The 10,767-nt window shown below is 74.7% G+C and carries 12 protein-coding genes; 5 read left to right on the forward strand and 7 right to left on the reverse strand.

Features of this window, described 5'->3' with window-relative positions:
- Positions 1-83: 83 nt before the first annotated feature.
- Both ACZ63H_RS05790 and ACZ63H_RS05795 read right to left on the reverse strand, forming a co-directional pair.
- Positions 84-611 (reverse strand): tRNA adenosine deaminase-associated protein, encoded by a 528-nt coding sequence (locus ACZ63H_RS05790; RefSeq protein ID WP_469862542.1) that lies wholly within the window; start codon positions 609-611, stop codon positions 84-86.
- Between the two features lie 301 nt (positions 612-912).
- Positions 913-1,092 (reverse strand): hypothetical protein, encoded by a 180-nt coding sequence (locus ACZ63H_RS05795; RefSeq protein WP_469862485.1) that lies wholly within the window; start codon positions 1,090-1,092, stop codon positions 913-915.
- A gap of 96 nt (positions 1,093-1,188) precedes the next feature.
- Here ACZ63H_RS05795 and upp point away from each other — a divergent pair, with 96 nt between their 5' ends.
- Positions 1,189-1,824: a uracil phosphoribosyltransferase gene (gene upp, locus ACZ63H_RS05800; RefSeq protein ID WP_467941004.1), complete on the forward strand. Its 636-nt coding sequence runs from the start codon at positions 1,189-1,191 to the stop codon at positions 1,822-1,824.
- A 43-nt stretch (positions 1,825-1,867) separates the two neighbouring features.
- Here the strand turns inward: upp and ACZ63H_RS05805 are convergent, their stop codons facing one another.
- Together ACZ63H_RS05805 and ACZ63H_RS05810 are read right to left on the reverse strand one after the other, a co-directional pair.
- The gene (locus ACZ63H_RS05805; protein ID WP_469862487.1) at positions 1,868-2,521 is read right to left on the reverse strand and encodes a LytR C-terminal domain-containing protein; all 654 of its coding nucleotides are present in this window, start codon (positions 2,519-2,521) and stop codon (positions 1,868-1,870) included.
- Positions 2,522-2,618: 97 nt separating this feature from the next.
- Positions 2,619-2,915 (reverse strand): type II toxin-antitoxin system VapB family antitoxin, encoded by a 297-nt coding sequence (locus tag ACZ63H_RS05810; RefSeq protein ID WP_004943146.1) that lies wholly within the window; start codon positions 2,913-2,915, stop codon positions 2,619-2,621.
- 135 nt (positions 2,916-3,050) lie between these two features.
- On the opposite strand from ACZ63H_RS05810, the gene ACZ63H_RS05815 reads away from it, so the two are divergent.
- Positions 3,051-4,619, forward strand: coding sequence for a helicase HerA-like domain-containing protein (locus ACZ63H_RS05815; protein ID WP_469862489.1), 1,569 nt, complete (start codon positions 3,051-3,053; stop codon positions 4,617-4,619).
- 255 nt (positions 4,620-4,874) lie between these two features.
- Here ACZ63H_RS05815 and ACZ63H_RS05820 read toward each other — a convergent pair whose 3' ends face one another.
- From ACZ63H_RS05820 to ACZ63H_RS05830, 3 genes are all read right to left on the reverse strand, one after another.
- Complete coding sequence (locus ACZ63H_RS05820) at positions 4,875-5,114, reverse strand: hypothetical protein (protein WP_469862491.1); 240 nt, start codon at positions 5,112-5,114, stop codon at positions 4,875-4,877.
- A 114-nt stretch (positions 5,115-5,228) separates the two neighbouring features.
- On the reverse strand, positions 5,229-5,825 hold the full coding sequence (locus ACZ63H_RS05825; RefSeq protein ID WP_469862493.1) for an HhH-GPD-type base excision DNA repair protein: 597 nt from the start codon (positions 5,823-5,825) through the stop codon (positions 5,229-5,231).
- Between the two features lie 37 nt (positions 5,826-5,862).
- Positions 5,863-6,606, reverse strand: a complete 744-nt coding sequence (locus ACZ63H_RS05830; RefSeq protein WP_469862495.1) for a siderophore-interacting protein — start codon at positions 6,604-6,606, stop codon at positions 5,863-5,865.
- Positions 6,607-6,687: 81 nt separating this feature from the next.
- Here ACZ63H_RS05830 and ACZ63H_RS05835 point away from each other — a divergent pair, with 81 nt between their 5' ends.
- Genes ACZ63H_RS05835 through ACZ63H_RS05845 form a run of 3 tightly spaced genes read left to right on the forward strand, consistent with a single transcriptional unit; the run spans position 6,688 to position 10,716 of the window.
- Positions 6,688-9,432, forward strand: a complete 2,745-nt coding sequence (locus ACZ63H_RS05835; protein ID WP_469862496.1) for a GNAT family N-acetyltransferase — start codon at positions 6,688-6,690, stop codon at positions 9,430-9,432.
- Entirely contained in the window at positions 9,429-9,905 is a 477-nt protein-coding gene (locus ACZ63H_RS05840) for a cupin domain-containing protein (protein ID WP_469862498.1), read from the forward strand. Before ACZ63H_RS05835 ends, ACZ63H_RS05840 begins: the two co-directional genes overlap by 4 nt.
- A gap of 37 nt (positions 9,906-9,942) precedes the next feature.
- Positions 9,943-10,716, forward strand: coding sequence for an SDR family NAD(P)-dependent oxidoreductase (locus ACZ63H_RS05845; protein ID WP_469862500.1), 774 nt, complete (start codon positions 9,943-9,945; stop codon positions 10,714-10,716).
- The last annotated feature ends 51 nt before the right edge of the window (positions 10,717-10,767 follow it).

The raw sequence follows: 10,767 nt of genomic DNA on the forward strand, positions 1-10,767 counted from the left end.
CCGCCAGGGGTCCCGTACCGGGTCCGGTGTGCCGCGCGGGTGTCCCGCCGGTTCCGGGACCTCCCGCGGATTCCGTGCCGTGGTCAGCGGACGGTCTCCAGCACCTCCGAGGCGCCCAGCGCCTCGGCGATCGTGCCCAGCGCGTCGTCGGCGTCCAGGGCCCGCAGCTCCTTCTCGCTGATGCCGAGGTCGTCGAGGATGCCGCTGTCGCCCACCGGGCTGTGCGGCACGGCGCCCGCGGCGCTCTCCTCCTCGTCGTCCTCGGACTCGCCCTCCTCGGTGCCGTCGAGGTCCAGGGCGTCCAGGTCCGGGCCGTCGTCCTTACCGGGCTCCCGGCCGAGCAGCTCGTCGGTGAGCAGCAGCTCCCCGTACGCGCTGCGGCGGGCGGCGGCGGCGTCCGAGACGTAGATGCGAGGGTCGTCCTCGCCGTCCACGCGGACGACGCCGAACCAGGCGCCCTCCTGCTCGATCAGGACGAGCACCGTGTCGTCGTCGGGAGAGGCTTCCCGGGCCAGGTCGGCCAGATCCGACAGGGTTTCCACATCGTCGAGCTCTGTGTCGCTCGCTTCCCACCCGTCTTCGGTGCGCGCGAGCAGTGCGGCGAAGTACACCGTGACTCTCCCACTGGTCATAGGCGTGCCGGTTGGGGGTCCCCCCGGCGGAGGTACTTGGGCGGAGAGAGCTGGGCTCCGAGCCCCACCCACTCGGAATCGTGGCAGAAACAAGGCGTTCAGGGGACGTCTTCGGCTCCCTGTGTCTGGCTGTTTCGATCGTTGGTCCGTGATCGGCTCAGCAGCGCACTCGTTGCCGCCACCTGCGGATCGTACGCGGCTTTTCGCCGCGGCCACGCACGGCCACCTCTCCAACACCGGTGCGGACGGGGGTCTTCCACGCCGGTCACGGCCTCGCGGGCTACCAGCGGAACGTGCGCATCCGCAGCGCCTGGCGCAGCCGGGCGGCCTTGGCGTGCCGGGGCCGCACCCGGGCGCGCAGCTCCCGGGCCTCGGCGAGATCGCGCAGGAACCGGGCGCGCCGCCGCCGGCGCTCGGCCTCGCTCTCGGGTTTTCCGGGCTGGTCAGGCAGGTCGGACACGTCACACCACCCCATTCCCTTCCTTCCCCCTTTCCCCCGGACGGCCGGTTTGACGCCAGCGTGAGGGCGGCCGGGGGCGCAGGTACCGTTAGGGGCATGCGTCTCCATGTCGTCGACCACCCCCTGGTCGCTCACAAGCTCACCACGCTGCGCGACCAGCGCACCGACTCCGCGACCTTCCGGCGGCTCGCCGACGAGCTGGTCACCCTGCTGGCCTACGAGGCCACGCGGGACGTGCGGACCGAGACCGTCGACATTCAGACACCGGTCGCCCGCACCACGGGTGTGAAGCTGGCCCGTCCGCGTCCGCTGGTGGTGCCGATCCTGCGGGCCGGTCTCGGCATGCTGGACGGCATGGTCCGGCTGCTGCCGACCGCCGAGGTGGGCTTCCTGGGCATGATCCGCAACGAGGAGACGCTGGAGGCGTCCACGTACGCCTCGCGCATGCCGGAGGACCTGTCGGGCCGCCAGGTGTACGTGCTCGACCCGATGCTGGCGACGGGCGGCACGCTGGTCGCGGCGATCCGGGAGCTGATCAAGCGCGGTGCCGACGACGTGACGGCCGTGGTGCTGCTGGCCTCTCCCGAGGGGGTCGCCGTGGTGGAGCGCGAGCTGGCGGGGACGCCGGTGACCGTGGTCACGGCGGCGGTCGACGATCACCTCAACGAGCAGGGGTACATCGTGCCGGGGCTGGGGGACGCGGGGGACCGGCTCTACGGCTCCGCGGAGTAGTTCCCCGCGGCGCTTTCGCCGGGGTGCGGCTCCCCGCGCCTGATCAGCAGGCCCTTTTCGCGGGAGCCGTGGCCCGGGGGGCCGTCAGCGTGGTCACGGCCTCGTCGGCCGTCCGCTGGCGGGCCAGGGTCTTGAAGGCGTCGCCGATGATCAGGTCGAGGTCGGCGCCCTTGCGGGCGTCGGCGCGCAGGTCGGCGCCCGCGAGCTGGGTGGCGAGCACCCGCAGCGAGGTGTCCTGGGCGGCGGGGGAGCCGAGGAGCAGGCCCGTGCCCTTCACCTTCTTGTCGTACGCCTTGGCCGCGTTGCCCACCTTGCCGATCCGGAAGCCGCGCCGGCGCAGTTCGTCGGCGGTCTTCTTGGCGAGCCCGGTGCGCGCGGTGGCGTTGTAGACGTTCACCGTGATCCGGCCGGGCGCGGGCAGGGAGTCCGCCCGCGCGGCCGGGGCCGGATCGGTCCGGCCGGCCCGGTGGGCCCCGGTGCGGCAGTCCGCCGTACGGCGGGCCGCCGCGGTGTCGCCGCCGCCGGTGAAGACGTCGATGAGCTGCACGGTGCCCCAGCCGAGCAGGCCGAGCACGGCGACGGACGCGACCGCCGCGGCCACGAGCCTGCCGTGCCGGCGGGGCGGACGCATTCGGGGGTACTTGTCCCCCGTGATCCGGTACTGGCCGCCCATGCCGGGAGGAGTCAGCATGCTCATGAGCGCAGCGTAGTGCGCCCGGGCGGCGATGCCTATCAGATGATCAGCCGATGCCGGAGAGCGAACCCGAAAGGGCCAACGGCCGTGTCGTGCCGGGTCAGTCGAGTTCGAGCACGCGTGCGTGCAGCACCTGGCGCTGCTGGAGGGCGGCGCGGACCGCGCGGTGCAGCCCGTCCTCCAGGTACAGGTCGCCCTGCCACTTCACGACGTGCGCGAAGAGGTCGCCGTAGAACGTCGAGTCCTCCGCGAGCAGGGTCTCCAGGTCGAGCTGCTGCTTGGTGGTCACGAGCTGATCGAGGCGGACCGGGCGCGGCGCGACGTCCGCCCACTGCCGGGTGCTCTCCCGGCCGTGGTCGGGGTACGGCCGGCCGTTTCCGATGCGCTTGAAGATCACACGGAAAGCCTACCGGCCAACACGTTCCGGGCGCAGCCATGGCGGCCCGGTGCGACGCTTGAAAAGACGGTTCGAAGACAGGTCAAAGAAGCACGAATACGGGCATACAGTCTGCTACGGGAACAGGGGCCCGAGATGAGTGACAGCGAGAGCGTGCCGTCCGCCGGCGCCCCGCAGGCCGCCGCGCTGCCCGCCGAGGCGGCGCGGATCGCCGCCGGTTACGCCTTCGCCGGCCCCGCGCTCGACCTCGGGGCGCTCCTGTGGGACGGGCGGTGCCTGCCGGGCGCGCCCGTCCGCGTCCCGCTGTCGGTGCTCAACCGGCACGGCCTGGTCGCGGGCGCCACCGGCACCGGCAAGACCAAGACCCTCCAGCTGATCGCCGAGCAGCTCTCCGCGCGGGGCGTGCCGGTGTTCCTCGCGGACGCCAAGGGCGACCTGTCCGGCATCGCGCGGCCCGGGCAAGGCGGCGACCGGGTACGGCGGCGGGCCGGCGAGGTCGGGCAGGAGTGGGCCCCGGCCGGCTTCCCGGCGGAGTTCTACGCGCTCGGCGGTCTCGGCCACGGCATTCCGGTACGGGCCACGGTCACCGGTTTCGGCCCGGTGCTGCTGGCCAAGGCCCTCAGGCTGAACCGGACCCAGGAGCAGTCCCTCGGCCTGGTCTTCCACTACGCCGACACCAAGGGCCTGGAGCTGACCGACCTCAAGGACCTGCGCGCGGTCGCCGCCTTCCTCACCTCGGACGAGGGCCGGGCCGAGCTGAGGGGGATCGGCGGCCTGTCCCGCGCCACCGCCGGGGTGATCCTGCGCTCGCTGACGGAGTTCGAGGCGCAGGGCATGGCGGACTTCTTCGGCGAACCGGAGTTCGACACCGCCGATCTGCTGCGCACGGCACCGGACGGCCGGGGCGTCGTCTCGGTCCTGGAACTGCCCGCCGTCCAGGACAAGCCGCTGCTGTTCTCCACCTTCCTGATGTGGCTCCTCGCCGACCTCTTCCACGACCTGCCCGAGGTCGGCGACGTCGACCGGCCGAAGCTGGTCTTCTTCTTCGACGAGGCGCACCTGCTGTTCCAGGACGCCTCCAAAGCCTTCCTGGAGTCCATCACCCGGACCGTGCGGCTGATCCGCTCCAAGGGCGTCGGCGTCTTCTTCGTCACCCAGACCCCGAAGGACGTGCCCGGCGACGTCCTCGGCCAGCTCGGCAACCGGATCCAGCACGCCCTGCGCGCCTTCACCCCGGACGACCACAAGGCCCTGCGGGCGACCGTGCGGACCTTCCCGGAATCGGCGTACGACCTGGAGGAACTGCTCACCGGGCTGGGCACCGGCGAGGCCGTGGTGACCGTGCTCGGCGAGACCGGCGCGCCGACCCCGGTCGCCGCCACCCGGCTGCGCGCCCCGGAGTCCCTGATGGGACCGGTGGACCCCGCCGAACTGGAGCGGGCGGTCCGCGCCTCCGCGCTCCACGGCCGTTATGCACAGGCTGTGGACCGCGAGTCGGCGTACGAGAAGCTGAGCGCCGCGGGACCGCGGGAGGCGGCACCGGGTCCCCGGGAGGGGCCGCGGCAGGCGCCCGGGGAGGAGCCCTCGCTGGTCGAACAGGTCGTGAACAGCGGGATGTTCCGGTCGCTGGCCCGCTCGGTCGGCACGCAGATCGGCCGGGAGATCACCCGCTCCCTGTTCGGCACGGCCCGGCGGAGGCGGTAGCTCCCGGGGAGGGCACGGGGTGGGCGGGGAGCCGTCCGGCGGAGGCGGGGGACCACCCCCGCCGGGGGCGGCTCAGCGGTTCCGGTTCCCGTCCGGTGCGCGTTCGGGCCGGGGGTCCGTGGGTCCGGTCCGGGGGGCGTGCCGCGCCGGGCCTCCGCGCGCAGCAGGGGGCACAGGACGGCGTAGGGGTCGTTGGGCATGGCTGTGCCGCTCCTTGCGTAGAGCCGACCGACCTTGCGGGGGAGCGCGGGTCCGTCAGCGGCGCGGCACCACCGTGCGCGGCGGGGACGCGGCGGGCGTCGGCCCGGTGCACGGCGCGGGTGGGCGGAGCGCCGTCGTGCCGAGGAGGTCGTGCTCGGCGGTCTGGGCGGCCACCACGAGGTCCGGGACGGCCTGGAGCGGGACCTGGGCGCCGGGCACCCACAGGACGAGCAGCAGCGCCGGCGGCCGCAGCCGGTGGCGGCTGCCGGACGCGCGGGCGCTGTTCCTGCCCATGGGCGTTGTCTCCCCGCCGGGGCGGGGGGCACCGGAGTGGTCCGGACGGCGGTCGGGAGCCTCCGCTTCCGCGTCCGCAGCGCCCTTCCCCCTCCCCTCCTCCCCCTTCCTCCGCTACTTCTTCTTCGTCGCCTTGGCGGCCTTGGCCGCCGCCTTCGTCTCCTGCTTGTGGGCGCGCACCTTGGCCAGCGACTCGGGTCCGGTGATGTCGGCGACGGAGCGGAAGGAGTCCGGTTCGCCGTAGGCGCCGGCGGCCTCCCGCCACCCGTCGGGGGCCACCCCGAGCCGCTTGCCGAGCAGGGCCAGGAAGATCTGCGCCTTCTGCCTGCCGAACCCCGGCAGGTCCTCCAGCCGGCGCAGCAGCTCGGCCCCGCTGCCGGCGTCCCGCCAGACCGCCTCCGCGTCCCCGTCGTAGTGCTCGACCAGGTACCGGCACAGCTGCTGGATCCGCTTCGCCATCGAGCCCGGGTAGCGGTGCACGGCGGGCTTGTCGGAGAGCAGCGCGGCGAAGGCCTCCGGGTCCATCGCGGCGATCTCGTGGGCGTCCAGGTCCTCGGCGCCGAGCCGGTCGGCGATGGTCCGGGGACCCTTGAACGCCCACTCCATCGGGATCTGCTGGTCCAGCAGCATCCCGGTCAGCGCGGCGAGCGGGGAGCGCCCGAGCAGCGCGTCGGCCGCGGGGTCCTGGGCGAGGTGCAGGGTGACGTCCATGCGTCGATGATCCCGCGCCCGCGCCCGCCCCGCCCGCTCAGTCCTGTCCCTGGGGCGGGGAGTCCGCGCGCCAGTACCCCAGCGCGTGCACGCGCTGTTTCGGCACGCCCAGTTCCTTGCGCACGTACGCCGCGAGGGTGCGGGTGGTCGCCGTGTCGCAGGCGATCCAGACGTACGGGTGCGGGGTGCCGGCGAGCACGGCGGGCAACTCGGCGCGGACCCGTTCCACCAGGTGGGCGCCCGCGTCCCGGCGGGGCACCGGCCGGATCTCGTGCCGGCCGGGCTCGATCCGCTGGGGCAGACCCGCCGGCTCGCCCTCGAACCAGACGGTCGCCGGGGCCGGACCGAGGGCGCCGAGCAGGGAGTTGACGGCGGGCAGCGAGGCCGCGTCGCCGATCGCCACGAGGTGGGAGGGCGCGGGGTCGGGGTCCCGGAAGCCGGTGCCCTGGACGGTGGCCTCGATGGTGTCGCCGGGCCGCGCGGCCCGGGCCCAGTCGCAGGCCACGCCCTCGTGCAGGGCGAATTCGAGACCGAGGGTGCCCGCCGCCGGGTCGGGGTCGACCAGGGTGTACGCCCGCTGGTGCGGCCGGCCCCGGTCGTCGAACCACAGCCGGACCCACATCGTCGGGTGGACGCCGGTCGCGGCGAGCAGCCCGCCGTCGCTCAGCCGCAGCCGCCGGTAGTGGGGGGTCACGTCCTCGGCGTCTAGGACGGTCAGTACGAAGTCCTTGGCGCGCAGCAGTCGTAGGACCGCGCCTTCCCAGCCCCGCCCCTGTCCCATGCCCCCTCCATCGTTCGCGTACGATTCCGCCACGGAAAATACTTAGGCAAGGCTAACCTAAAATCCTCTAGGGGGTCCCTCGTGGCCATCGAGATCTACCGCGACGCCCGGGGCGTCCCCCACTTGCGCGCGTCCGGCGCCCGCGAACTGGCCCGTGCCCAGGGCCTGGTCACCGCGCACGACCGGGCCTGGCAACTGGAGGTCGAGCGCCACCGGGCGCGGGGCACCTCCGCGTCCTTCCTCGGCGCCGAGGCCCTGTCCTGGGACCTCTTCGCCCGGCGGGCCCGGCTGGAGGACACCGCCCGGCGCTGCTTCGCCGCGCTGGAGCGCCGGGACGCCGAGACGGCCGACTGGGTACGGGCGTACGTCGACGGCGTCAACGAGGGGCTGGCCGCCGGTGCCCGCCGCGCCCCCGAGTTCGCCCGCGCCGCTCTGGCCCCGGGCCGCTGGCGGCCCTGGACGCCCCTCGCGGTCTGGCTCGGCACGCACATCCTGTTCGCCGGGTTCCCCGCCAAGCTCTGGCGCGAGCAGGTGATACGGCATCTGGGCCCGGACGCGGTCGGCCTGTTCGCCACGGACGGGACGGGCACGGCGGGCAGCAACGGCTGGCTGGTCACCGGGGAACGCACCGCCGGCGGGCGGGCGCTGCTCGCCGGCGATCCGCACCGGTTCATCGAGGACCCCGGTGTCTACCAGCAGATCCGCCTGGCCTGCCCCGAGTTCGACGTCGTCGGCCTGGCCGTGCCCGGCGCGCCCGGCATCGCGCACTTCGGTCACACCGGCACGGTCGCCTGGGCCATCACCAACGCCATGGCCGACTACCAGGACCTCTACCGCGAACGGCTCCGCCGCACCGGCGCGGGCGTCGAGGCCCTCGGCCCCGACGGCACCTGGCAACGCGCCGCCCGCCACACGGAGACCGTCCACATCGCCTCCGCGCCACCGCTGGAGATAGAGCTGATCGAGACGCCCCGGGGGCCGGTGATAACCGGCGGCCCGGAGGAACCGGACGCGCTCGCGGCGCCGGGGGCGGACGCCGGCCGGGACCAGCCGGTGACGGCGGATGACGGCGCGCGCGGAGCGGAGGCGCTGGCCCTGCGCTACCCGCCCCGCGTCACGGAGGACCTGGGCTTCGGCGCCCTGCTCCCCCTCCTCCGCGCCCGCACCGTCGCCGACGTCGACCGCGCCCTGGACGCCTGGACCGAGCCGGTCAACGTCGTCCAGGCCGCCGACACCGCCGGAGGCATCCTGCACCGCGTCGCCGGAAAGGTCCCCCGCCGCGCCGCCGCCAACCTCCTCCACCCGGTCCCGGCCTGGGAGCCCGGCCACGACTGGGACGGCACGCACGAGACGCCGTACGCCGACCCGCCCACCACCGACGGCATCGCGGTGATGGCCAACGCCCGCGGCCCGGCCGCCCCCCTCGGCGTCGAGTTCGCCCCGCCCCACCGCGCCGCCCGTATCGCCACCCTGCTCGGCACGCGCCGCGTCTGGACCGCCGACGACATGGCCGCGATCCACACCGACACCCACCTCGGCTCCGCCGCCCCCCTGCTGGAGCGCCTCACCGCCCTCACCGGCCTCACCCCCGCCGCCGCGGCCCTGCGCGACCGCCTGCTCGACTGGGACCGCCGGATGGACGCGGACAGCACCGACGCGGCGGCGTTCGCGGCACTGCGCCACGCGGTCGTACGCCGCCTCGCCGCGCACCCGGTCTTCGCCCCGCTCGCCGAGCCCCCGGCCTGCCCGGACGTCCTGCGCCCCTGGCTGGCCCTCGTGCCCCGTATCGGACACGCCCTCGAACACCTCCTGGAAGCGAAGGAGCTGTACGACATCGACCGCACCGAGGTCGTCCGCTCGGCCCTCGAGGAGACCGCCGCCGCACCGCCCGCCCGGCCCTGGTCGGCCACCCACCGCCTGGCCCCCTGGCGGGCGCTGCCCGGGCAGCCGGACGCCGCCGCCGAACCCGGTCTCGGCGGCGACCACGACTGCGTGCTGTGCACCTCGGCCGTCCCCGGCGTCACCGACCGCGCCGCCCGCGGTCCGGCCGCCCGCTTCGTCTGGGACCTGGCCGACCGCGCCGACAGCCGCTGGGTGGTGCCCTTCGGCGCCGACGGCGTACCCGGCACCGCCCACCACCACGACCAGCTGCCCCTGTGGCTCGCGGGCGACCTGGCCCCGGTGGTCACCGACTGGTCCCGGCTCACCCCCGAACGCCCCGCACCCCCGAGGAGTCCCATGACCGACCTGCACGTCCAGCACATCGACGGTTACGGCACCGTCCGGATCCGCCCCCTCGACCCGGAGGGCGACGCGGAACTGATCCACAGCTGGGTGAGCGACGAACGCGCCGCGTTCTGGGGCATGAACGGCCTCACCCGGGAGCAGGTCGCCGACGTCTACGCACACATGGCCGCCCTCGACACCCACCACGCCCACCTGGTCACCAAGGACGGCGAACCGGCCGCGCTGTTCCAGACGTACGAGCCCTCGGCCGACCGGGTCGGCGAGTGCTACGACGTCCGCCCCGGCGACCTCGGCGTCCACCTCCTCCTCGCCCCCGCCGGACCCGGCGGCCCGCACCCCGGCTGGACGTCCGGGCTGGTGAGGGCGATGACGACGTACGTGCTGCGGGTCCTGGACCGGCCGCGGATCGTGATCGACCCGGACGTGCGCAACGACAAGGCGATCGCCCGCTTCGAACGCCAGGGCTTCACCCGCGGCCCAGCAGTCGTCCTGCCCGAGGTCGACCTGCCCGAGGTGTACCTGCCCGAGAAGCACGCCCAACTCGCTTTTCTGGACCGGGCGGTAGCCTTCCCCGGGTGACGACGCCCGAAGAGCTGATCGCGCGCTACGGCCTCGAACCCATCCCCCGCGAAGGCGGCCTGTTCCGGCGCACCTGGGCCGGGCCCGAGCGTCCGGACGGCCGCCCCGAGGGATCGGCGATCGTGGCGCTGCTCACCGCCGACGACTTCTCCGCCCTGCACCGGCTGCCCTTCGCCGAGACCTGGCACTTCTACCTCGGCGACCCGCTCCACCTGCTGCTGCTCGCCCCCGACGGCACCATCCGCCGCCCCGTCCTCGGCCCGGACCCCGGCGGCGGCCAGCACCTCCAGCTGACCGTGCCGGCCCGCACCTGGATGGGCGCGCGGGTGGCGGCGGGCGGCGCGTGGACGTTCTTCGGCTGCACGATGGCCCCCGGATTCACCTACCCGGACTACGAACACGGGGATGCGGCCGACCTCACGGCGCGTTATCCGGCCGAGGCCGCCCTGATCACGGAACTCTGCCGCCCATGACCCCGTCCGCGTCCCCGATCACGGAGCCCCGCCGCCCATGACCGCGCCCCCGCGCCTGCTCGAAGGACAGACCGCCCTGGTGACCGGCGCGGGCGGCGGCATCGGCCGCGCCCTCGCACTGCGCTTCGCGGAGCACGGCGCGGCGGTCGCCGTGCACTGCCGCACGGCGCTCACCGCCGCCACCGAGGTGGCCGGCCGCATCCGGGCGGCGGGCGGCAGGGCGGTCGTCCTGCGGGCCGACCTGACCGACGAGGCCGCCTGCCGCCGCCTGGTCGAGGAGACGACGGACTGGTCGGACGGGCACCTGACCGCGCTCGTCAACAACGCGGCCGTCCAGCCCGTCCAGCCGCTCCCGGAACTGACCGCGAAGGACTGGCGCACGGTCGTCGACACCAACCTCACCAGCGTCTTCGCCTGCACCCAGGCCGCCGCCGCCCACATGCGCGCCCACGGCGGCGGCACCATCACCCACATCGCCTCCATCGAGGCCGCCCACCCGGCCCCTGGCCACGCCCACTACGGCGCCGCCAAGGCGGCGGTGGTCATGCACGCCCGCGCGGCGGCCCTGGAGTACGGCCCCGACGGCATCCGCGTCAACACGGTCTCGCCCGGCCTGATCGACCGGCCCGGCCTCGCCGGGTCCTGGCCGGACGGCGTCCGCCGCTGGCTCGCCGCCGCCCCGGCCGGCCGCCTGGGCCGCCCCGAGGACGTGGCCGACGCCTGTGCCTTCCTCGCCTCCCCGCTGGCCTCCTGGATCACCGGCCACGACCTCGTGGTGGACGGCGGGGTGACCTCCCGCCCGACCTGGTGAGCACACCGGCCGCCACTTCCGTACGTATCCCGGGGCCCTGCCGACGGACAC

The organism is Streptomyces sp. NPDC104831 (genome assembly GCF_055583025.1).